Source organism: Kitasatospora sp. NPDC048194, assembly GCF_043202455.1.
Classification (GTDB): Bacteria; Actinomycetota; Actinomycetes; order Streptomycetales; family Streptomycetaceae; genus Kitasatospora.
On sequence record NZ_JBIDAK010000005.1, the window covers coordinates 95,361 to 115,956 of the forward strand.

General features: G+C 74.3%; 21 protein-coding genes and 1 riboswitch. Of the genes, 13 read left to right on the plus strand and 8 right to left on the minus strand.

Annotation, left to right across the window (positions count from 1 at the left end):
• Positions 1 to 9 precede the first annotated feature (9 nt).
• From ACGF07_RS09015 to ACGF07_RS09030, 4 genes are all read left to right on the plus strand, one after another.
• Positions 10 to 1,182 carry an ArsA family ATPase gene (locus tag ACGF07_RS09015; RefSeq protein ID WP_392896784.1) on the plus strand — a complete coding sequence of 391 codons (1,173 nt, stop codon included), beginning with the start codon at positions 10 to 12 and terminating at the stop codon, positions 1,180 to 1,182.
• A 104-nt stretch (positions 1,183 to 1,286) separates the two neighbouring features.
• Positions 1,287 to 1,817: a DUF5304 family protein gene (locus ACGF07_RS09020; protein WP_392896786.1), complete on the plus strand. Its 531-nt coding sequence runs from the start codon at positions 1,287 to 1,289 to the stop codon at positions 1,815 to 1,817.
• 192 nt (positions 1,818 to 2,009) lie between these two features.
• Positions 2,010 to 2,954 carry an ROK family glucokinase gene (locus tag ACGF07_RS09025; RefSeq protein WP_350744084.1) on the plus strand — a complete coding sequence of 315 codons (945 nt, stop codon included), beginning with the start codon at positions 2,010 to 2,012 and terminating at the stop codon, positions 2,952 to 2,954.
• A 149-nt stretch (positions 2,955 to 3,103) separates the two neighbouring features.
• Positions 3,104 to 3,877 carry an endonuclease/exonuclease/phosphatase family protein gene (locus tag ACGF07_RS09030; RefSeq protein ID WP_392896787.1) on the plus strand — a complete coding sequence of 258 codons (774 nt, stop codon included), beginning with the start codon at positions 3,104 to 3,106 and terminating at the stop codon, positions 3,875 to 3,877.
• On the opposite strand, the gene ACGF07_RS09035 is transcribed toward ACGF07_RS09030, so the two are convergent.
• Positions 3,874 to 4,668: a hypothetical protein gene (locus ACGF07_RS09035; protein ID WP_392896789.1), complete on the minus strand. Its 795-nt coding sequence runs from the start codon at positions 4,666 to 4,668 to the stop codon at positions 3,874 to 3,876. The genes ACGF07_RS09030 and ACGF07_RS09035 overlap by 4 nt on opposite strands.
• 10 nt (positions 4,669 to 4,678) lie before the next feature.
• Complete coding sequence (locus ACGF07_RS09040; RefSeq protein WP_392896791.1) at positions 4,679 to 5,473, minus strand: alpha/beta hydrolase; 795 nt, start codon at positions 5,471 to 5,473, stop codon at positions 4,679 to 4,681.
• 175 nt (positions 5,474 to 5,648) lie between these two features.
• Here ACGF07_RS09040 and ACGF07_RS09045 point away from each other — a divergent pair, with 175 nt between their 5' ends.
• From ACGF07_RS09045 to ACGF07_RS09055, 3 genes are read left to right on the plus strand one after another with little or no spacing between them, the layout of a single operon-like run.
• Positions 5,649 to 6,452 (plus strand): lysophospholipid acyltransferase family protein, encoded by an 804-nt coding sequence (locus ACGF07_RS09045; RefSeq protein ID WP_392896793.1) that lies wholly within the window; start codon positions 5,649 to 5,651, stop codon positions 6,450 to 6,452.
• A gap of 56 nt (positions 6,453 to 6,508) precedes the next feature.
• Positions 6,509 to 7,750, plus strand: a complete 1,242-nt coding sequence (locus ACGF07_RS09050) for a DUF5931 domain-containing protein (RefSeq protein WP_392896795.1) — start codon at positions 6,509 to 6,511, stop codon at positions 7,748 to 7,750.
• Entirely contained in the window at positions 7,750 to 8,430 is a 681-nt protein-coding gene (locus ACGF07_RS09055) for a response regulator (protein ID WP_392896796.1), read from the plus strand. The genes ACGF07_RS09050 and ACGF07_RS09055 overlap by 1 nt, the downstream gene beginning before the upstream one ends.
• A gap of 56 nt (positions 8,431 to 8,486) precedes the next feature.
• Here ACGF07_RS09055 and ACGF07_RS09060 read toward each other — a convergent pair whose 3' ends face one another.
• The gene (locus ACGF07_RS09060; protein ID WP_392896798.1) at positions 8,487 to 10,421 is read right to left on the minus strand and encodes an anthranilate synthase family protein; all 1,935 of its coding nucleotides are present in this window, start codon (positions 10,419 to 10,421) and stop codon (positions 8,487 to 8,489) included.
• 303 nt (positions 10,422 to 10,724) lie between these two features.
• On the opposite strand from ACGF07_RS09060, the gene ACGF07_RS09065 reads away from it, so the two are divergent.
• Both ACGF07_RS09065 and ACGF07_RS09070 read left to right on the plus strand, forming a co-directional pair.
• Entirely contained in the window at positions 10,725 to 12,059 is a 1,335-nt protein-coding gene (locus ACGF07_RS09065) for a class II 3-deoxy-7-phosphoheptulonate synthase (protein WP_350747923.1), read from the plus strand.
• A 166-nt stretch (positions 12,060 to 12,225) separates the two neighbouring features.
• Entirely contained in the window at positions 12,226 to 12,537 is a 312-nt protein-coding gene (locus tag ACGF07_RS09070; protein ID WP_392896800.1) for a bacterioferritin-associated ferredoxin, read from the plus strand.
• Here ACGF07_RS09070 and bfr read toward each other — a convergent pair whose 3' ends face one another.
• Positions 12,538 to 13,017: a bacterioferritin gene (gene bfr / locus ACGF07_RS09075; RefSeq protein ID WP_350747917.1), complete on the minus strand. Its 480-nt coding sequence runs from the start codon at positions 13,015 to 13,017 to the stop codon at positions 12,538 to 12,540. It abuts the gene before it with no gap.
• A gap of 275 nt (positions 13,018 to 13,292) precedes the next feature.
• Here bfr and ACGF07_RS09080 point away from each other — a divergent pair, with 275 nt between their 5' ends.
• Positions 13,293 to 13,922, plus strand: a complete 630-nt coding sequence (locus tag ACGF07_RS09080) for a sulfite oxidase-like oxidoreductase (protein ID WP_350747915.1) — start codon at positions 13,293 to 13,295, stop codon at positions 13,920 to 13,922.
• 96 nt (positions 13,923 to 14,018) lie between these two features.
• Here the strand turns inward: ACGF07_RS09080 and pknB are convergent, their stop codons facing one another.
• The 4 genes from pknB to thiO all read right to left on the minus strand — a co-directional run bounded on the left by pknB (position 14,019) and on the right by thiO (position 18,078).
• Entirely contained in the window at positions 14,019 to 15,797 is a 1,779-nt protein-coding gene (pknB, locus tag ACGF07_RS09085; RefSeq protein WP_392897058.1) for a Stk1 family PASTA domain-containing Ser/Thr kinase, read from the minus strand.
• Positions 15,798 to 15,885: 88 nt separating this feature from the next.
• Positions 15,886 to 16,683 (minus strand): thiazole synthase, encoded by a 798-nt coding sequence (locus ACGF07_RS09090; protein ID WP_350747913.1) that lies wholly within the window; start codon positions 16,681 to 16,683, stop codon positions 15,886 to 15,888.
• A gap of 4 nt (positions 16,684 to 16,687) precedes the next feature.
• Positions 16,688 to 16,897 (minus strand): sulfur carrier protein ThiS, encoded by a 210-nt coding sequence (gene thiS, locus ACGF07_RS09095; RefSeq protein ID WP_350747910.1) that lies wholly within the window; start codon positions 16,895 to 16,897, stop codon positions 16,688 to 16,690.
• Positions 16,894 to 18,078, minus strand: a complete 1,185-nt coding sequence (thiO, locus tag ACGF07_RS09100; protein ID WP_392896803.1) for a glycine oxidase ThiO — start codon at positions 18,076 to 18,078, stop codon at positions 16,894 to 16,896. The genes thiS and thiO overlap by 4 nt, the downstream gene beginning before the upstream one ends.
• Positions 18,073 to 18,185, minus strand: a riboswitch (TPP riboswitch). It overlaps the preceding gene by 6 nt.
• 117 nt (positions 18,186 to 18,302) lie before the next feature.
• Here thiO and ACGF07_RS09105 point away from each other — a divergent pair.
• From ACGF07_RS09105 to thiE, 3 genes are read left to right on the plus strand one after another with little or no spacing between them, the layout of a single operon-like run.
• The gene (locus ACGF07_RS09105; RefSeq protein ID WP_392896805.1) at positions 18,303 to 19,508 is read left to right on the plus strand and encodes an NAD(P)/FAD-dependent oxidoreductase; all 1,206 of its coding nucleotides are present in this window, start codon (positions 18,303 to 18,305) and stop codon (positions 19,506 to 19,508) included.
• 42 nt (positions 19,509 to 19,550) lie between these two features.
• Positions 19,551 to 19,916 (plus strand): Rv2175c family DNA-binding protein, encoded by a 366-nt coding sequence (locus ACGF07_RS09110; protein WP_392896807.1) that lies wholly within the window; start codon positions 19,551 to 19,553, stop codon positions 19,914 to 19,916.
• Entirely contained in the window at positions 19,916 to 20,569 is a 654-nt protein-coding gene (gene thiE / locus ACGF07_RS09115) for a thiamine phosphate synthase (protein ID WP_350747028.1), read from the plus strand. Before ACGF07_RS09110 ends, thiE begins: the two co-directional genes overlap by 1 nt.
• The last annotated feature ends 27 nt before the right edge of the window (positions 20,570 to 20,596 follow it).

Consider the following 20,596-nt stretch of genomic DNA (forward strand, 5'->3'; position numbering starts at 1 on the left):
GCTGACGGAATGACGGCGACACGCACCATCCTGGTCAGCGGCGACGCCGGCGCGCCCACCGTGGCCGCCGCCACCGCCCTGCACGCCGCCCGGCGCGGCCACCGCACCTGGCTGCTGGCCGCCGACGACCCCCACCGCACCCTGGACTCCGTCCTCGGCACCCGGCTGGAACCCGAACCGCTCGACCTCGCCCCCGGTCTGACCGTCTCCCGGATCGACGAGCAGGCCGCCTTCCGCTACGCCGCCGGCGAACTGACCGGCCGGCTCAAGCCCGCCCTCGACCTGCTCGGCGCCGAACAGCTCGACCCGGAGGAGCTCACCGCCCTCCCCGGCATCGCCCGGCTCGCCCTGCTGCGCGCCCTGCCCGCCGCCGACCAGGACGTCCTGGTCGTGCTCGCACCGCCGCCCGCCGAGCTGATCGCCACGCTCGCCCTGCCCGAGCAGCTGACCCGCTACCTGGACCGGCTGGTCCCCGAGCAGCGGCAGGCCGCCCGGGCGCTGCGCCCGCTGCTGGCCGGACTGGCCGGGGTCCCGATGCCCGCGGAGTGGCTGTACGAGAGCCGGACCAGGGCCGCCGCGGTGCTCGCCGAGTCCCGCGCCGCGGTCGAGGACCCCGGCACCAGCGTGCGCCTGGTCGTCCCGGCCGACGGCCACCCGTACGAGCAGCTGCGCCGGACCCGGGCCGGGCTCGCGCTGTACGGGCACCGGCCGGACGCCGTGGTGGTGCACGGGGCGCTGCCGCCGGCCGCCCTCGCCTCGCCCGACCCGTGGCTGGCCGCGCTGGCCCGCCGCCGCCAGGAGGAGCTGGACCGGCTGACCGCCGTCACCGACGCCCCGGTGCTGGTCTCCGGGCAGCCCGAGGCCACCCTGGAGGCGGTCGCCGACCACCTCTACGGGGACGGCCCCGGCCCGGAGCGGCTCGCCCCCGAGCCCTGGACGGTCGAGGACCGGCTCGCCGAGGACGGCCTGCTGGTCTGGCACCTCGACCTGCCCGGCGCCGACCGCGCCGAACTGGACCTCGTCCGCCGGGGCGACGACCTGGTGGTCGGCCTGGGCGCCCACCGCCGGGTGCTCGCCCTGCCCGCCGCGCTGCGCCGCTGCACGGTGGCCGGTGCGGGCCTGCACGAGGGCGTGCTCTCGGTGCGCTTCGCACCCGATCCTTCGCTCTGGCCGCAGGGCTGACGGGCCCTCGGGCCCGCCGCGGGCTTTTCCGGCGCCCACGCCCGGTCGGGTAGCGTCGGGCCCCGGGGCCGCGCGGTGCGGCCACGGCTGAGGAGGCGCCCGCGATGACCACCGACGACCGCACCGAGCCCGGGGCCGACCGCACCGAGCCCGAGCCCGGGGCCGACCGCACCGAGCCCGGGGCCGACCGCACCGACGGCCGCACCGGCGGCTTCTCGGCGCCCGGCGCCGACCGGACCGACGACCGTACGGCGCCCGGAGCGGACCGCACCGCCTCGGGCGAGGGGCAGGCCCACCCGTTCGGGCCGGAGCTGGGCCCACTGGTCGAGGAGGTGCGCCGGTTCGCCACCGCCCTCGGCGAGAAGGCGCAGGAGACCAGCGCCACCACCCTGATCACCCTGTCCGGACTGGCCGACCGCCTGCGCACCCAGCAGCCGGAGGTCTACTCCCACCTCTCCGCGGCCGGTTCCGGCCTCGCCGCCGCCGGCGCCGAGCTGCTGGCCGCCTACCGCGCCGCGGTGGCCGGCCACGAGCGGCGCTGGACGGCGGGGGAGGGGGCGTCGGTGGAGAAGATCGACCTCGATGCGCCGGGCGCGGGCGGGGACCGGGGTGACGGGCCGTCCGCCAAGCAGTGAATCCGTAACGTTCGGAGCGTGACCGGACTACTTCCCTACGTCACGAAGAAGGAGATTAGATACGACTTTTGAAGCGTCGCGGCCCGGCTTTCCCAAAAATGTCTTCGGATAATGTATGCGAGGCTGTGTACGGGGGCTGGGTTGGGCGGTAGCGTTCCGTCCAGCGGGAACGAGTGAATAGCTGAGGGACACATGGCTCTGACCATCGGCGTCGATGTCGGCGGGACCAAGATCGCGGCAGGCGTGGTCGACGACGAGGGTGCGATCCTCGCCCGGACCAGGGTGCCCACCCCGGCTGACCCGCAGTGGGCGGTCGACGCCATCGCGCAGGCCGTCCGCGAGCTCAAGGAGCAGCACCCCGACGTCGCCGCCGTCGGCGTCGGAGCCCCCGGCTTCGTCGACAGCAACCGCTCCACGGTGATCTTCGCGCCCAACATCGACTGGGAGAACGAGCCGCTGCGCGGCCGGATCGAGGAGCTCACCGGCCTGCCCACGGTGGTCGAGAACGACGCCAACTGCGCCGCCTGGGCCGAGTTCCGCTTCGGGGCGGCCGCCGACCACCAGGACATGGTGCTGATCACCGTCGGCACCGGCATCGGCGGCGGCATCGTCCTGGACGGCCGGCTGCACCGCGGCCGCTTCGGCGTGGCCGGCGAGATCGGCCACCTCAACATGGTCCCGGACGGCCTCCAGTGCGGCTGCGGCGGCAAGGGCTGCTGGGAGCAGTACGGTTCCGGACGCGCGCTGCGCCGCTACGGCCGGGAGAAGGCGGCGGCCGACCCGGTGCGCGGCAGGCGGATGCTGGAGCTCAACGACGGCGTCGCCGAGACCATCCGCGGCATCCACATCACCGAGGCCGCCGAGGCGGGCGACCCGCTCGCCCTGGAGTGCTACGCCGAGCTGGCCGACTGGCTGGGCCGCGGCATGGCCGACCTCGCCGCGCTGTTCGACCCGGGCGTCTTCGTCCTCGGCGGCGGCGTCTCGGACTCCGGGCGCCTGCTGCTCGACCCGGTCGCCAAGGCCTTCGAGCACTACCTGACCGGCGGCGTGCACCGCCCGCGCGCCGAGGTCGTGCTCGCCTCGATGGGCTCGGCCGCCGGCATCGTCGGCGCCGCGGACCTCGCCCGCACCGCCTGACCGCACCACCGCGGTCCCCCGCCACACCCCCCTCCAGCCCGCCGGCGGCGGTGCGACCGGGCCCCGACCAATCCCGGACGCACCGCCGCCGTCGCACTACGGTCGGACCCGGTGGCACCGCCCGGGTGGCACCGCACCCGGGGAGGACCATGACCGCCGCACACGTCGAACCGCCGCCGTCCGGCCCGCGTCGACTGCGCCTGCTCAGCTACAACATCCGCTCGCTGCGCGACGACCGGCGGGCCCTCGTGCGGGTGATCCGGGCCTGCGCGCCCGACCTGGTGTGCGTCCAGGAGTCGCCGCGCTACTGGCGGCCCGAGGGGCAGGCCGCCTGGCTGGCCCGCAGCACCGGGACGACGGTGCTGGCCGGGGGCGGGCGCACCGCCGCCGGTCCGCTGCTGCTCGGCCGCCCCGGCGCGGTTGAGCTGCTGGCCGTCCACGACCGGCTGCTGCCCAAGACCCGCGGACTGCACGCGCGCGGCTTCGCCACCGCCCTGCTGCGGCTGCCGGGGGCGGCACCGTTCACCGTGACCAGCTGCCACCTCAGCCTGGACGCCACCGAGCGGTACGGGCAGTTCGAGCTCCTGCTCGAACAGCTCGCCCTCGCCGAACAGGGCATCGTGGCCGGGGACTTCAACGAGCACCCGGACGGGCCCGGCTGGCGGATGCTGGCCTCCCGGCTGTCGGACGGACACCCGACCGCGCCCTGGGGAGGGGAGTTCACCTCCGTCCCCGAGAACCCCTACCAGCGGATCGACGCCGTCTTCACCACGCCCGGGATCACCGTCCTCGGCTGCGGAGTGCCGCACGGGCTGCCCGGCGTCACCGAGGCGGACCTGCGGGCCGCGACCGACCACCTGCCGGTGCTGGCCTTCCTGGAGCTGCCCGCGGACCAGCCGTCCGCCGGCCCCACGGCCCCCTAGACGACCGCGCCGTGGTCCGGGTCCTCCGGTTCGTCCTCGTCGCGGTCCTTCATCCGGGCGACCAGGGTGACGAAGCCGCCGAGGAAGGCGGTGATCCCGACCCAGGCGGGCCAGCCGGAGATCTCCCGCCAGACCACCGCGTCGATCAGCAGCAGCGCCGGGCCGCCGAGCACGGCCAGCCAGGCGAACTTGGCGGTCACGTCGGGGGTGGGGAGCGGCGGCGGCTCCGGCGGGACGTAGTGGCCCTCGTCGGTCTCCTCGGCCAGTTCGAAGTCCCGGGGGCCGGCCGCGGAGGCCGGCAGGACGGGCCGGCCGGAGCGCGGGCGGGGCTGCGGGGCGAGGTCGGAGAGGTCGTCCGGATCGGCCTCGGAGCCGGGGGCGTTCTTGTAGCCGCCCTTGAGCTCGTTCTGCGCCCGGAGGTTCTCGACCTCCGGCCAGTTGGGGCTGGTGAGGTCCACCGGGTCGTCGAACTGGGCGACCAGCGCGGCGAAGATCGCGTCCTGCTCGGCCTGGCTGCGCTCCGGGGCGCGCCGCGTCCGCGGCTCCGCCGGGGTGTCCGGCTCGGCGGAGCCGCCGGCTCCCGCGGCTCCCCCGCCTCCCGCGGCTCCTGCGGCGGGAACGGCCGGTGCGACCGTGCCCGCCTCGGTACCGTCCGCCACCGCGCCGCTCAGAGTGCCGTCCCCCTGGACGGTGCTGTCGCTGGGCGTGCCGTCCGCCCGTGCGTCGTCCGCCCGTGCGCCGTCCTCGCGGGGCTTCTCGTCCCCGCCGCCCGCCGTGCTGCTCTCGTGCACTTCCGGCCCTTCAGCCCTGGTGATCGTCGGATTCGGCCCCGCCCGCCCCCGCCGCGTGCGCGGGGGCCAGCCGTCGGATGAAGTCCAGGCTCGCCGAGAATATTTCCGCCGCGTCGTGGTCCAGCGTCGCGACGTGGAAGCTCTGTCGGCACAGCCGCTCCGTCACGTCGGTCGAGGATATCCGGGCCAGCACCAGTTCCGAGTTGGCCGGAGAGACGACGTGGTCCTGCGGGCTGTGCAGCAGCAGCACCGGCTGGGTCACCTGCGGCAGCCGCCGCTGGACGTCCTGCCACAGCCGGGTCAGTGACCACGCGGCGTGCAGCGGGGTGCGGTCGTAGCCGACCTCCCGCGCGCCCGGCTTCCGGATGTCGTTGGCGACACCGGCCAGGCTCGGGACGAGGTGGCGCAGCACCGGAAGCAGCACACTCGCGGGGTTGTCGGAGCGCACCGACGGGTTGACCAGCACCAGTCCGGACACCTTCGGGCCGTGCAGCGCGGCCAGCCGCAGCGCCAGCGCGCCGCCCATCGACAGCGCGCAGACGAAGACCTGCTCGCACCTCTCGGACAGCGCCAGCAGCTCCCGCTCGACCGCGGCGTACCAGTCCTCCCACCGGGTGAGCTGCATGTCCTGCCAGCGCGTGCCGTGCCCCGGCAGCAGCGGCAGCGAGACGGTGCACCCGGCCGCCGCCAGTTCCTCGGCCCACGGCCGCAGCGACTGCGGGGACCCGGTGAAGCCGTGGCAGAGCAGCACTCCCACCGGTCCGCCGTCGTGGCGGTACGGTTCGGCACCGGGCAGCAGCGGCATGGCGGACTCCTTCGCGGGCGGGTGGCGCTGGGGGAGGGACGCTGGAAGGGGAGCTGCGGGAATCCGCATCGTCCCACGCCCCGCGCCGGGACGTACACCCCCTCCGGCGGGGCCGGGCACAGCGGACGGCCGCGGGGCATTAGGATCGACCGGTCCGCATAACGGGAGGCCCGGGTTGTTCTACCGACTGATGAAGATGATCGTCGCGCCACTGCTTCGGATCTTCTTCCGGCCGTGGATCGAGGGCGAGGAGAACATCCCCGCCGAGGGCGCGGCCATCATCGCGAGCAACCACCTGTCCTTCTCGGACTCCTTCTTCTTCCCTGCGCTGATCAAGCGCCGGGTCACCTTCATCGCGAAGGCCGAGTACTTCAACACCCCTGGCCTCAAGGGCCGGTTGACCGCCGCCTTCTTCAAGGGCGTCGGCCAGCTGCCGGTGGACCGCTCGGGCGTGCGCGGCGCCGGCGAGGCCGCGATCCGCAGCGCCATCGCGGTGCTGGACCGCGGCGAGCTGTTCGGGGTCTACCCCGAGGGCACCCGCTCGCCCGACGGCAAGCTGTACCGGGGCAAGGTCGGCGGGCTGGCCCGCGTCGCGCTGGCCACCGGCGCCCCGGTCATCCCGGTCGCCATGATCGACACCGAGAAGGTGCAGCCGCCCGGCCAGGTGATCCCGAACTTCGGCATCCGCCCGGGCATCCGGATCGGCCGCCCGCTGGACTTCTCCCGCTACCACGGCATGGAGAACGACCGCTTCATCCTCCGTTCGGTGACGGACGAGGTGATGTACGAGATCATGCGGCTCTCCGGCCAGGAGTACGTGGACATCTACGCGACCGCCGCCAAGCGGCAGATCGCGGAGGAGAAGAAGAAGGCCGACGCCGAGCGCCGGGCGGCCGCCAAGGCGGAGAAGGCCGCAGAGGCGGAGAAGGCCGAGAAGGCCACCGGGACGGCGCAGGACGCCGGGACGTCGGAGCAGTAGGAGCCCGGGTCGGCCTGACCGGCCCGGCGGGCCAGCGGGCAGGGGAGGGACGGGGGATGGCGGAGGGCGCGAGAGCGGCCGGGGTCGGCGGCACCCTGGCGGCCGCCGGCATGTCCGTCGAACTCCCGCTGTGGAAGGCGATCTCCTACTTCCGGGTGCTGGCCCTGTGCTACGCCCTGCTCCGGTACTTCAACTCCTACCTGCACTTCCTGCACCCGGTCGCCGGCTGGATCTTCCTCGGCGCGCTCACCCTCTGGACGCTCGCCAGCACCCGGGCCTTCGCCAACCCGCAGCGCTGCACCTGGTTCGTCCTCGGCTTCGACCTCACCCTGGCCGTGACCGGCATCGTGCTGAGCGGGATGACCGACGCCCCGGCCCGGATCAGCCACGGCGCGCCCACCCTGCCGACCATCTGGGCGGCGGGCACGGTGCTCGGCTTCGCGGCCAAGGGCGGCTGGCGCCCCGCGGCGGCGTCCGGCTCGGTGATCGGCGTCGCCAACATCCTCGGCCACGGCGGCCCGACCGGCGACAACATCCACAACATCGTGCTGCTGCTGGTCGCCGGGATCGCCATCGGGTACGTGATCGAGCTGGCCCGGGCCAGCGAGGCCACCCTGACCAGGGCGCTCCAGGTCGAGGCGGCCACCCGGGAGCGCGAGCGGCTCTCCCGGGACATCCACGACGGCGTGCTCCAGGTGCTCGCGCTCGTCCAGCGCTGGGGCGCGGAGCTGGGCGGGGCCGCCGCACCGGCCGGCGGCACCGGAACGGGCGGGGCCGCGGAGGGAGCGGACTTCGCGGAACTCGGCCGCCTCGCCGGGGAGCAGGAGCGCGCGCTGCGGGCGCTGATGACCGGCGGCCCGCTGCCGGCCCAGCGCACCGCCGACCTGCCGGAGGCCGCCGCCGGGCCGCGCGACCTGACCGCCCTGCTGCGCCCGTACGCCGACGACCGGATCACGCTCTCCGCCCCCGGCAGCCCGGTGGTGCTGCCGGACCGGGCGGCGGCCGAGCTGGCCGCGGCGGTCGGCGCGGCCGTCGACAACGTCCGCAAGCACGCGGGCGAGGGGGCCCGGGCCTGGATCCTGGTGGAGGACGAGCCGGAGGCCGTCACCGTCAGCATCCGCGACGACGGGCCCGGCTTCGCCCCCGGGCGGCTCGGCGAGGCGGAGCGGGCCGGGCGGCTCGGCGTCTCCCAGTCCATCCGCGGCCGGCTGCTGGACCTCGGCGGCACCGCCGAGCTGTACTCGGCGCCCGGGGAGGGCGTCGAGGTCGAACTGCGCGTCCCGAGGGAGGGGTTCTGATGACCGATCAGCCGACGGCTGAGCGGCCGGTGCGGGTGATGGTGGTGGACGACCACCCGATGTGGCGGGACGCCGTCTCGCGCGACCTGGCCGAGGCGGGGCTGGACGTGGTGGCCACGGCGGGCGACGGCGAGGAGGCCGTGCGCCGGGCCCGCGCCTGCTCGCCGCAGGTCGTCGTGCTGGACCTCAACCTGCCCGGCCTGCCCGGGGCCGAGGTGTGCCGCCAGGTGATCGCGCACGACCCCGCGGTGCGGGTGCTGGTGCTGTCGGCCAGCGGTGAGCACCAGGACGTGCTGGAGGCGGTGAAGTCCGGGGCGACCGGCTACCTGGTGAAGTCCGCCGGGCGGGACGAGCTGCTGGACGCGGTGCGCCGGACGGCCGTCGGCGACGCGGTGTTCACCCCGGGCCTGGCCGGGCTGGTGCTCGGGGAGTTCCGCCGACTGGCCGCCGAGCCGGCCCCGGCCTCGGCGGCCGCCGTGCCCAAGCTGACCGCCCGGGAGACGGAGGTGCTGCGGCTGGTGGCCAAGGGGCTGTCCTACCGGCAGATCGCCGATCGGCTGGTGCTGTCGCACCGGACGGTGCAGAACCACGTCCAGAACACCCTGGGCAAGCTCCAGTTGCACAACCGGGTGGAGCTGGTGCGGTACGCGATCCAGCAGGGGCTGGACGAGGGGCTGTGAGGCGGTCCCGGACGCGCCCGCGCCCGGGACCGCTGCGACGGCGGCCGTGACCGGCCCTAGCGCCGGACGGCCGTCGCCCGCTCCAGGAGGTCCGCCACGATGTCCACGCCGTCCCGGGTGAGCACCGACTCCGGGTGGAACTGCAGCCCGGCGAAGCCGGGGCCGCGCAGGGCGTGGACGTCGCCGGTGGCGGTGTCCCGGGCGACCTCGATGTCCTCGGCGGCCAGCCGGGCCGCGTCGGCGTCCGAGCAGCGCGCGGTGAAGGTGTTGTAGAAGCCGACCGTCCTCTTGCGGCCGAACAGGTCGACGTTCTCCTGCGCCCCCTGGTAAGGGACGGTCTTGCGGCCCAGCGCGAGCCCGAGTTCGGCGCAGAGCAGCTGGTGGCTGAGGCAGACCGCGAGCAGCGGCGCGGTGCGGGCGCCGGAGCGGACCGCGGCCAGCGCGTCCGCGACGACCGGGCGCAGCACCGCCATCTTGGGGTCGTCGGTGAGCGCCGGGTCGCCCGGGCCGGGGCCGAGCACCAGTGGGCCCTGGTGCCCCGCGACCAGTGCGCGCAGGCCGGGCTCGTCGTAGCGGACCACGGTGACCCGGTGGCCGAGCGAGGTCAGCAGGTGGGCGAGCATCGAGGTGAAGGTGTCCTCGCCGTCCACGACCAGGGTCGGCCGGGCCTCGGTCGCCTCGGCCGGCGACTGCATCCGCAGCCAGAACGGCGCGAGGTCGGCGCGGCGGGAGTCGAGCGCGGCCTGGACCCGGTGGTCGTCGGCGAGCCGGGGCCCGGTCGGGCCGGGCAGCCGGGCGGGGGCGGGCCGGGCGCCGATCGCGGTGAGCACGCCGGCGGCCTTGGCGTGGGTCTCGGCCACCTCGGACTCCGGGACGGAGTGGCGCACCAGGGTGGCGCCGACCCGGACGACCAGGCGCCCGGTCGCCGGGTCGATGTCGGCGGTGCGGATGCAGATCGGCGAGTCCAGCAGCTGCCCGCCGCTCGCGGAGCGCCCGATCAGGGCGAGCGCGCCGGAGTAGTAGCCGCGGCCGGCGGGCTCGTAGCGCTTGATCACCCGGGTGGCGTTCTGCACCGGGCTGCCGGTGACGGTGGCGGCGAACATCGTCTCGCGCAGCACCTCGCGGACGTCCATCGAGGTGCGGCCGCGCAGTTCGTACTCGGTGTGGGCGAGGTGGGACATCTCCTTGAGCCGCGGCCCGAGCACCTGGCCGCCGCGGTCGCCGACCGTGCACATCATCTTGAGCTCTTCGTCGACCACCATGGTGAGCTCCTCCAACTCCTTCGGGTCGTGCAGGAACCGGAGCAGCGAGTCGAGGTCGGCGCCGCCGGCCGGGTAGCGGTAGGTGCCGGAGATCGGGTTCATCACGACGGTGCCGCCGCTCTGCCGGACGTGCACCTCGGGGGAGGCGCCGACCAGCACCCGCTCCCCGGTGTGGACCAGGAAGGTCCAGTACGCACCCCGTTCCTGCTCCAGCAGGCGGCGGAAGAGCGCGAGAGCGAGCTCGGGCGAGTAGTCGTCCAGCGTGGCGTGGAAGTCGCGCCGGATCACGAAGTTGGCGCCCTCGCCGTTGCCGATCTCGTCCTCGATCACCCGGCGCACGACCGCCGCGTACGCGTCGTCGTCCACGTCGAAGGCGCCGCCGGTCAGCGAGACCGGTGACTGCGGGAGGGCGGCGGTGAAGGCGGCCAGCGGCAGGGCGTACTGCTCCTTCACCGAGAGGGCCTGCAGCGGGGTGCCGTCGTCGTGCGCCTCGAAGCCGCGCTCGCGGATCTGCTGGTACGGGACGAGCGCCAGCAGGTCGTGGACCGGGCCGGCGGACGGGATGCCGGCGCGGACCGGCAGGTCGGCGAGGCGGTCGTACCTGCCGACGGTGCCGAGCAGCACCTCGACGGTGTCCGGGGCGTGCCGGGGGGTGCGGCGGTGCAGCAGGGCGAAGGCGGGGGCGCCGGGGGCGGTGAGGCGGGCAAGGAGGTCGGCGGGGGTGGTCACGGGTGCGGCTTCCTTCCGGGAGGAGGGGCGGGGGCGGTGCTGGGTTCCGCTCCGGGAGGGGCCGTCTGCTCGAACGACGACGGCCGCCCCGAGGGGCGGCCGTCGTGTTCGTCTAGGAACGCGCGATCGGTGGGCCACCCACGGGGGAGGCCCACCACCAGGACTGGGTGTGGAGCGCGTACACGGGACGAGCGTATCCGATGCCGCCGGGCGGGAGAGGCCGCACGCCGGATCGTCCGTGATGTGTCTCATCCCTCGGGCAATGGTCACGAATCGCTCGTGGCACCCCGTAGCCTTGGCGGTGTGACCGTGACCAATCTCCACTCCTGGCAGTCCCTGCCCGCGGCGCAGCAGCCTGAATGGCCGGACCAAGAGGCTCTGCGCAAGACCCTTGCCGAGCTCGCCTCCTATCCGCCCCTCGTCTTCGCCGGCGAGTGCGACCAGCTGCGCGCCCGGCTCGGTGCCGTGGCTCGTGGGGAGGCCTTCCTCCTCCAGGGCGGCGACTGCGCCGAGGCCTTCGACGGCGTCTCGGCCGAGCACATCCGCAACAAGCTGAAGACGCTGCTGCAGATGGCCGCCGTGCTGACGTACGCGGCCTCGGTGCCGGTCGTGAAGGTCGGCCGGATCGCCGGTCAGTACTCCAAGCCGCGTTCGAAGGCGACCGAGACCCGGGACGGCGTCACCCTGCCGGTCTACCGCGGCGACTCGGTGAACGGCTTCGAGTTCACGCCGGAGTCCCGCATCCCGGACCCGGAGCGGCTGAAGCGGATGTACAACGCCTCCGCCGCGACGCTCAACCTGGTGCGCGCCTTCACCACCGGTGGTTACGCCGACCTGCGCCAGGTGCACGCCTGGAACCAGGACTTCGTGCGCAACTCGCCGGCCGGCCTGCGCTACGAGCAGCTCGCCCGGGAGATCGACAACGCCCTGGCGTTCATGAACGCCTGCGGCGTGGCGCCGGAGGAGTTCAAGACCGTCGAGTTCTTCTCCTCGCACGAGGCGCTGATCCTCGACTACGAGACCGCGCTGACCCGCGTGGACTCGCGCACCGGCGACCTGTACGACGTCTCCGGCCACATGGTGTGGGTCGGTGAGCGCACCCGGCAGCTGGACCACGCGCACATCGAGTTCGCGTCCAAGATCCGCAACCCGATCGGGGTCAAGCTCGGCCCGACCACCTCGGTGGACGAGGCGCTCGCCCTGATCGAGAAGCTGGACCCGGAGCGCGAGGCCGGCCGCCTGACCTTCATCACCCGGATGGGTGCGGGCAAGATCCGCGACCACCTGCCCACGCTGGTGGAGAAGGTCACCGCCTCCGGCGCCCAGCCGGTGTGGATCTGCGACCCGATGCACGGCAACACCTTCGAGGCCTCCAGCGGGCACAAGACCCGCCGCTTCGACGACGTGCTGGACGAGGTCAAGGGCTTCTTCGAGGTGCACCGCGCCCTCGGCACCCACCCGGGCGGCATCCACGTGGAGCTGACCGGCGACGACGTCACCGAGTGCGTCGGCGGCGGCGACGAGGTCCTGGTGGACGACCTGCACCAGCGCTACGAGACGGCCTGCGACCCGCGGCTCAACCGCAGCCAGTCGCTGGACCTGGCGTTCCTGGTGGCGGAGATGTACCGCGGCCAGTAGGCCGGGGCCGGGTGACCGGATGTGACGAAGGCCCCTCCGGATTCGGGATTCCCGAGCCCGGAGGGGCTTTTTCACACCCGGATCGCCGGGTAAGGTGAGGCTTAGTGAGCTAAGGCAAGCCTTAGTCAAGATCCGCTTCGAGCGCTTCACCCCGGGAGAGACCGCGATGTACGTGTGCATGTGCCATGCGGTCACCGAGGACCAGGTGAAGAAGGCCATCGACGCGGGTGCCGACACCCCGCGCCGGATAGCCCAGGGCTGCAAGGCCGGCACCGACTGCGGCTCCTGCGTCCGCCGCATCCAGGCGCTGCTCGGCGAGCACGGCGCCCGGCCCTGCCCCACCGCCCGGCTGGCCGCGAAGCTGGGCCTGGCCGACCCGCAGGCCGAGGCCGACTCCGCGCCGGTCGCCCCGGCAGCCCCGGCCGCTGCTCCCGCCGCGCCCGCCGTCGCGCCCGTGATCGCGCTCCGGGTGGCCTAGCTAGGACTCCGGCTGCTCGATCAGCTGGGCGAGGTAGAGCGGCTCGCCGAGCTTCTCCAGCAGCTCCAGCTGGGTGTCGAGGTAGTCGATGTGGTGCTCCTCGTCGGCCAGGATGTCCTCGAAGATGTTCGCCGAGGTGACGTCGTTCTTGGCCCGCATGACGACGATCCCGCGCTTGAGCCGGTCGATCGCCTCGACCTCGATCTGGCGGTCCGCCTCGAACATCTCCTTGACCGTCTGGCCGATCCGGACGTGGAAGAGGCGCTGGTAGTTGGGCAGCCCCTCCAGGAACAGGATCCGGTCGGTGAGCGTCTCGGCGTGCTTCATCTCGTCGAACGACTCGTGCCGGGTGTACTTGGCGAGCTTCGTCCAGCCGAAGTTCTCCTGCATCTTGGCGTGCAGGAAGTACTGGTTGATCGCGGTGAGCTCGGCCGTGAGCTGCTCGTTGAGGAACTCGATGACCTCCGGGTCGCCCTGCATGGTGCTGCCTCCCTGCGCTACGTCCTGCGGTGAGTCCTGGCGTGAGTCCTGCGCTGGGCATCCTGGCACCGTATCGGGCGAAAATTCCAGTAAGTGCACACTCACTAGGACATGTTTCGGAATATCCGATTTGGGGTGAAGTGGGTGGGAGCCGTGGTCGAGCCCCTGGAAGGTGCGGGGACGTGTGATCGACCGCCGGTCCGTACGGACGGGGCGTGAACGGCGCGTGAAGGGGCGCGCGCCGCTGATCGACCGCCGTCTGTCACCATGGAGCCATGGGTCAGTCCGAACACGAGCAGCTTCCGCCGTCTGACCCGAGGCTCCCCCCGGGGCAGCGCGCGCAGCGCGGCTGGCCCGCCCTGCACTACGGGCCGGTGCCCCGCTTCAAGCCGCTGACCTGGGATCTCCAGGTGTTCGGCGCCACCGCCTCCGCCGAGAAGCACAGCTGGGACTTCGAGGCCTTCAACGCCCTGCCCCGCGCCACCGTGGTGGCCGACCTGCACTGCGTCACCAAGTTCTCGCTGCTCGGCAACGAGTGGACCGGTGTGCCCGCCGCCACCCTGCTCGCCCTGGTGCCCCCGGCGCCCGGCGTCACCCACGTGATGGTCTGGGCCGAGTACGGCTACAGCGCCAACCTGCGGCTGGCCGACTTCGCCGACGAGCACACCCTGCTCGCCACCCACCGCAACGGCGAGGCGCTGACCGCCGAACACGGCTTCCCCGTCCGGCTGGTCGTCCCGCGGCTCTACGCCTGGAAGGGCCCCAAGTGGGTCCGCGCCGTGGAGTACATGCGGGCCGACCGCCGCGGGTTCTGGGAGGAGCGCGGCTACCACAACCTGGCCGACCCCTGGCGCGAGCAGCGCTACACGTACCAGGAGGAGCCGGGCGACGGGCCGCTCCGCTGAGGCCCGGCGCTGTCCGGGAACCCCGGGCGCACGGGCGCCGAAGCCGTACGGGCCCTCCGGAGCCGCACCGACCTGCCTCTGGAAGACGACCTGCCGCTAGAAGAGCGAGAAGCTGACCGTCACCACGGTCTTCTGCGGCCGCCGTTCACCGGCGGCCGGCGACTGGCCGCTCACCTTGCCGATGCCGAGGGTCCAGTCGGTCGCGGCCTTCATCGTGAAGCCCGCCGCCTGCAGCGCCTTCTGCGCGTCCTCCCGGCTCATCCCGGTGACGTCCGGGACCGGCACCATGCCCTTGCTGACCACCAGCGAGACCGCGGCGTTCTCCTGCAGCAGCCGGCCGGCGGCGGGCGAGCTGCTGACCACCGAGCCCGCCGGCACGCCGTCGTCGTACGTCTCGGTCACGGTGCCCCGGGTCAGCCCGGCGGTGGCCAGCGCGGCGGCCGCGTCGTCGGCGCTCTTGCCGGTGACGTCCGGCACCGCGATGCGCTTGGGGCCCTTGGAGACGGTGACGGTCACCGCGTCGCTCTTGCGGGTGCGCGCGCCCACCCCGGGGTCGGTGGAGATCACCAGCCCGGCCGGGACGGACTCGCTGAACGCCTCCACGAACCTGCCGTGCATGCCCTCGTGGTCCAGGATCCGCTGCGCCTCGCCCCGGTCCTTGCCGAGCACGCCCGGTACCGAGCCGTACAGGCCGCCGGAGATCCCGTACGTGGCCCCGCCGACCGCCAGCACCAGGGCGGTCAGGGCGGCGGCCCAGATCAGCGGCTTGCGCGGGAGGCGGCGCAGCCGGCCCGGCCGGGCGGTGCGCACCGGGGTCGGCTCGTCGTACGGGCGGGGCTCGACGAGCAGCTGGTCCATCAGGTCGGCCGGCACGTCCAGCACGCTGGTGCGCTCCGGCGCGGGGGCGTCCGCGGGCCGGACCGGCGACTGGATCACCGAGGTCGGCTCGCTGGTCGGGTAGCGCGGGCTGGGCCGGGTGGAGGCGGGCGGCTCGGCGTCCAGCTCGTCCGGGGTGAGGGTGCGCCGGACCCGCTGGAGCGCGGCGAGCAGCTCGACCGCGTCGTAGGGCCGGGCGTCCGCCGCCCGGGCGCAGGCGCCGGTCACTATGGCGTCCAGCGCGGGGGCGACCTCCGGGGCGACCAGCGAGGGGGCCGGGACGTCCTCGTGCAGGTGCTTGTACATGACCTGGACGGGATTGTCGCCGGTGTGCGGGCGGCGGCCGGTGAGCATCTCGTACAGCAGGATGCCGGCCGCGTAGACGTCCACCCGCTGGTCGGTGGGGGCGTCCGGGAGGATCTGCTCGGGCGCCAGGTAGGAGACGGTGCCCAGCACGGTGCCGCCGGTGGCGGTGCTGGTGGAGGTGGGCGCGCCGTCGGCGGTGCCGAGCACCCGGACCAGGCCGAAGTCGGCGACCTTGACCAGGCCGCTCTCGGTGATCAGCACGTTCTCGGGCTTGACGTCCCGGTGGACCAGCCCGGCCCGGTGGGCGGCGCCGAGCGCGGCGAGCACCGGCTCCAGGACGTCCAGCGCGGCCCGCACCGACAGGGCGCCGCGGTCGCGCAGCAGGTCGCGCAGGGTGCGGCCGGGGACGTACTCCATGGCGAGGAAGACGTTCCCGCCGTCCGCGCCCTGGTCGAAGACGTTGACCACATTGGGGTGGGTGAGCTTGGCGACGGCTTTGGCCTCGCGGATGAAGCGGGCGGTGAAGCCGTCGTCGCCGGCCAGCTGGGGGTGCATCACCTTGAGCGCGACCACCCGGTCCAGCCGGGTGTCCGTCCCCCGGTAGACGGTGGACATCCCGCCGGTGGCGATGCGCTGCTCGACCCGGTACCTGTTGTCGAGGAGGGTGCCGATCAGGGGGTCGTGCAGTGCCATGTCCACCCGGGCGAGTGTAGTGGGGCGGACGGACGCCGGTCCCGGAGGACGCCGTCTCCGGGACCGGCTTGTGACATGCGCGACGGCCTCAGAACGCCGGACGCTCGCGGGTGTCCAGATCGGCCCGGCCGGCCATCGCGGAGGAGGCCTCGGCGTGGAAGCGGCGCGGGATGCGGCCGGCCCGGTGGGCGAGCCGGCCGGCCTCGGCGGCGTGCCGCATCGCCTCGGCCATCAGCACCGGGTCCTGAGCGCGCGTCACCGCGGAGGCGAGCATCACCGCCGCGCAGCCCAGCTCCATGGCCAGCGCGACGTCGGAGGCGGTGCCGGCGCCCGCGTCCAGGATCACCGGGACGCCCGCGCTCTCCACGATCAGCTGGAAGTTGTGCGGGTTGCGGATGCCCAGTCCGGAGCCGATCGGTGAGCCCAGCGGCATGATCGCCGCGCAGCCGACGTCCTCCAGCTTGCGGGCCAGCACCGGATCGTCGTTGGTGTACGGGAGCACGGTGAAGCCGTCGTCGACGAGGGTCTCGGCGGCGTCCAGCAGCTCGATCGGATCGGGCAGCAGGGTGCGCTCGTCCGCGATCACCTCCAGCTTCACCCAGTCGGTGCCGAGCGCCTCGCGGGCCAGCCGGGCGGTCAGCACGGCCTCGCCGGCGGTGTAGCAGCCGGCCGTGTTGGGCAGCACCCGGATGCCGTTGCGGGTGAGCACGTCCAGGACGGAGCCCTGGGTGCCGGCGTCCACCCGGCGCATGGCCACCGTGGTCAGCTCGGTGCCGGAGGCGAGCAGGGCGCGCTCCAGCACCTCCAGGCTCGGTGCGCCGCCGGTGCCCATGATCAGCCGGGAGGAGAAGGCCGTCCCGGCGATGGTGAGAAGGTCGTCGGCCATGGTGTCAGCCTCCCTGGACGGCGGTGAGGATCTCGATCCGGTCGCCGCTGTTCAGCGGCGTGTCGGGCCACGAACTGCGCGGCACCACGGCCTCGTTGAGTGCGGCGGCGACCCCGGCGTTGGCCTTGCTGACGCTGGCCACCAGCTCGGCGAGGGTGGTGGCGGCGGGCAGCCGGCGGGGCTCGCCGTTGACGGTCAGGGCGATCTCGGTCATGCGGGGGCCTTCGCGGTGGAGTGGTCGGGGGAGAACCGGGTGGGCGTGAACGGCCTTGCGAGATCGGGGACTTCGCCGGTCGTCAGGTACTCGGCGACCAGGTCGGCGGTCACCGGGGTGAGCAGCACGCCGTTGCGGTAGTGGCCGGTGGCGGCGACCAGCCCGGGCAGCGCGGTCGGGCCGAGCAGCGGGGCGTTGTCCGGCGAGCCGGGGCGCAGCCCGGCGGAGCTCTCCACGAGCGGGAGTTCGGTGATGCCCGGCACCAACTCGTGTGCGTCGCGCAGGAGTTCGTACACGCCACCGGCGGTGACGGTGGTGTCGTAGCCCTGTTCCTCGGTGGTCGCGCCGATGACCAGCTCGCCGTCCTCGCGCGGCACCAGGTACAGGTGCTGTCCGCGCACCACCGCGCGGACGTTGCGGGACAGGAACGGCCGGTACGCCTCGGGGACGCGCAGCCGGAGCACCTGCCCCTTCACCGGGCGGATCGCCGGCAGCACGCCCTCCGGCAGGCCGGGCAGGCGGTGGCTGTGCGGGCCGGCGGCGAGCACGACCCGGTCGGCGGTCACCGTCCCGTGCGTGCTGAGCCGGGCGCCGACCGCGCGGCCGCCCTCGACCAGCAGCTCGACCGCCTCGGCCCGGTGGATCCCGACGGCCGCGCGCTCGCAGGCGCGCAGCAGCGCCCGGAGCAGCCGCCGGGGGTCCACCTGATGGTCGTCCGCGACGTGCAGGCCGCCGCGCACCCCGGGCGCGAGCATCGGCTCCAGCCTGCGGGCCTCCCGGCCGGTCAGCCAGCTGGAGTCCAGACCCAGCCGCTGGTGGAAGGCGTGCAGGTCGCGCAGTTCCTCGCGGTCGTCGGAGTCCAGTGCGACGGCGATCGTGCCGCAGCGGCGGTAGCCGGTGTCCTCGCCGCCGCTCGCCTCGGCGAGTTCGGCGGCGAACGCCGGGTACCGCTCGTTGGAGGCCATGCCGAGGCGCAGCAGCGGCTCCTCGCCGTACTGGAGCTCGGTGACCGGCGCCAGCATCCCGGCCGCGACCCCGGCCGCCCCGCCACCGGGGGAGGGGTCGACCACGACCACGTTCCGCGACCCGCGCTGTGCGGCGCGCCACGCGACGGCGAGGCCGATGACGCCCCCGCCGATCACCAGCACGTCGGCGTGGACGCCTGAGGGCGAGCGTGACAAGGCTGCTCTTCTCCCTTCGCCGGTATGACCCGGATCAGGTTCGGACGGTCGCGGGCCGTGCCAGCCCGCCTCTCAGCCCGGTACGCCGGGCTCCCGTGTGGTGCACCCACCTTAACGCCGGGGGTCGGCCCGGCCGAAGGCCCTCGGGCGACGCGGGACGGCCGAGCGGGGCGGGCGGCCGAGGGGCGGGCGGGCGCCAAGTGCCCGTTGCGGTGCTGAGTACAGTGACGGGCGTGGCAGAGCTGAGCGGAACGGATCGGGTGGTCGTCGTCGGGGCCGGGCTGGCCGGGGCGCAGTGCGCCCTGAAGCTGCGGCAGGACGGCTGGCGGGGGCGGATCACGCTGGTCGGCGAGGAGACCCACGCGCCGTACGACCGGCCGCCGCTGTCCAAGGACGTGCTGCTCGGCAAGGCCGACGCCACCACCCTGGACATCGACTACGGGCAGCTCGGCATCGAGCTGCTCCTCGGCCGTCGCGCCACCGGCCTGGCCGCCGGCGTGCTGCGCACCGACGGCGGCGACCTCCCGTACGACGCGCTGGTGATCGCCACCGGCGCGACCCCGCGCGCACTGCCCGGCGCCGAGCGGGCGCACCTGCTGCACACCCTGGACGACGCCCTGGCGCTGCGCGCGCTGCTGCGCCCCGGGCTGCGGCTGGTGCTGGTCGGCGCGGGCTGGATCGGTGCCGAGGTGTCCACCGCCGCGCGGCAGGCCGGCTGCGAGGTGACCGTGGTGGAGGCCGGCCCGGCGCCGGTGCCGGGCGCCCTGCCGGCCGCCGTCGGCACGGCGATGGCCGCCTGGTACGCCGAGGCCGGGGTCGAACTGCGCTGCGGGGTCGGGGTGGCCGCCGTCGAGGAGGGCGCGGTGCTGCTGGCGGACGGCTCGCACCTGGCCGCCGACGAGGTGGTGGTCGGCGTCGGCGCCCGGCCCGCGACCGGGTGGCTGGCGGGCTCGGGCGTCGAACTGGACGCGGCGGGCTCGGTGGTGGTGGACGAGCGGCTGCGCACCGGCCTGCCCGGGGTCTTCGCCGCCGGGGACTGCGTGAGCTACCCGTCGGCCCGCTCCGGTGGCCGGCTGGCCGTCCAGCACTGGGACCACGCGCTGCAGTCCGGCGAGGCCGCGGCCGCCGCGGTGCTCGGGGCGGACGCTCCCTACGACCCGGTGCCGTACTTCTGGTCCGAGCAGTTCGGGCGGATGGTCCAGTACGCCGGCCGGCACGCCGAGGGCGACGAGCTGCTGTGGCGCGGCAGCCCCCAGGACGCCGCCTGGTCGGTGCTCTGGCTGCGCGACGGGGTGCCGAGCGCGCTGCTGGCCGTGGACCGGCCGCGCGACCTCACCCAGGGGCGGAAGCTGATCGAGCGCGGCACGGCGGTGGACCGCGCCCTCGCCGCCGACCCCTCGGTGCCACTGAAGTCGGCCGTCGCGGGGTAGCGGCTGGTGCGCGGCGGGCCGCCGAGGTGGCAGTCTGGTGGCGTGAGTGAGATCGAAAGCAAGATTGAAGCCCTGATCCCCGAGTGGATGTACCTGCCCGACATCTCGGAGCTGTGGGGAGTGCGGGTCACCGAGGTGCGTGACCTGGTCCGCAACGGCGGGCTGATCGCCGTCCGGCGAGGCCCGAACAAGTCACTGCAGGTCCCGGCGGCCTTCATCGAGGACAAGGGACTGGTCAAGCACCTGTCCGGAACCCTGACCGTGCTGCGGGACTGCGGGTTCAGCGACGAGGAGATCCTGGAGTGGCTCTTCACCGAGGACCCGTCGCTGCCCGGCAGCCCGATCCAGGCGCTGCGCGAGAACCGCGGCACCGAGGTCAAGCGCCGCGCCCAGGCGATGCTCATCTGATGGCGGCGGACACGCTGCGCGACCGCCTGGCCGACGCCCGGCTGTACCTGTGCACGGACGCCCGCCGCGAGCAGGGCGACCTCGCCGAGTTCCTGGACGCCGCGCTGGCCGGCGGAGTGGACGTCGTCCAGCTCCGCGACAAGGGGCTGGAGGCCAAGCAGGAACTGGCGGCCCTGGAGGTCTTCGCCGACGCCTGCCGCCGCCACGGCAAGCTGCTGGCCGTCAACGACCGGGCCGACGTCGCCCACGCGGCCCGGCCGGACGTGCTGCACCTCGGCCAGGACGACCTGCCGGTGCCGGCCGCCCGGGCGATCCTCGGCGAGGACGTGCTGATCGGGCGCTCCTGCCACGCGGAGTCCGAGGTGGACGCGGCGATCGCGGAGCCGGGCGTGGACTACTTCTGCACCGGTCCGGTCTGGCCGACGCCGACCAAGCCGGGCCGCTTCGCACCGGGCCTCGGCCTGGTCTCGTACGCGGCGAAGCAGCCGACCGACCGGCCGTGGTTCGCGATCGGCGGGATCGACCTCGGCAACCTGGACGAGGTGCTGGCCGCCGGGGCCCGCCGGATCGTGGTGGTCCGGGCCGTCACCGCGGCGGAGGACCCGCGGGCGGCCGCCGCCGAGCTGTCCCGCCGGGTGCGCGCGGCGCTCTGACCGGCCGCCGGTCGAACGGACGGGCCC

Coding starts and splice junctions, on each gene's coding strand:
- ACGF07_RS09050 (WP_392896795.1), top strand. CDS start 6,509: ATGGCGGAGGGCGCGAGAGCGGCCGGGGTCGGCGGCACCCTGGCGGCC.
- ACGF07_RS09055 (WP_392896796.1), top strand. CDS start 7,750: ATGACCGATCAGCCGACGGCTGAGCGGCCGGTGCGGGTGATGGTGGTG.
- ACGF07_RS09025 (WP_350744084.1), top strand. CDS start 2,010: ATGGCTCTGACCATCGGCGTCGATGTCGGCGGGACCAAGATCGCGGCA.
- ACGF07_RS09070 (WP_392896800.1), top strand. CDS start 12,226: ATGTACGTGTGCATGTGCCATGCGGTCACCGAGGACCAGGTGAAGAAG.
- thiS (WP_350747910.1), bottom strand. CDS start 16,897: ATGACCGAGATCGCCCTGACCGTCAACGGCGAGCCCCGCCGGCTGCCC.
- bfr (WP_350747917.1), bottom strand. CDS start 13,017: ATGCAGGGCGACCCGGAGGTCATCGAGTTCCTCAACGAGCAGCTCACG.
- ACGF07_RS09015 (WP_392896784.1), top strand. CDS start 10: ATGACGGCGACACGCACCATCCTGGTCAGCGGCGACGCCGGCGCGCCC.
- pknB (WP_392897058.1), bottom strand. CDS start 15,797: ATGGCACTGCACGACCCCCTGATCGGCACCCTCCTCGACAACAGGTAC.
- ACGF07_RS09020 (WP_392896786.1), top strand. CDS start 1,287: ATGACCACCGACGACCGCACCGAGCCCGGGGCCGACCGCACCGAGCCC.
- ACGF07_RS09030 (WP_392896787.1), top strand. CDS start 3,104: ATGACCGCCGCACACGTCGAACCGCCGCCGTCCGGCCCGCGTCGACTG.
- ACGF07_RS09040 (WP_392896791.1), bottom strand. CDS start 5,473: ATGCCGCTGCTGCCCGGTGCCGAACCGTACCGCCACGACGGCGGACCG.
- ACGF07_RS09080 (WP_350747915.1), top strand. CDS start 13,293: ATGGGTCAGTCCGAACACGAGCAGCTTCCGCCGTCTGACCCGAGGCTC.
- thiE (WP_350747028.1), top strand. CDS start 19,916: ATGGCGGCGGACACGCTGCGCGACCGCCTGGCCGACGCCCGGCTGTAC.
- ACGF07_RS09090 (WP_350747913.1), bottom strand. CDS start 16,683: ATGGCCGACGACCTTCTCACCATCGCCGGGACGGCCTTCTCCTCCCGG.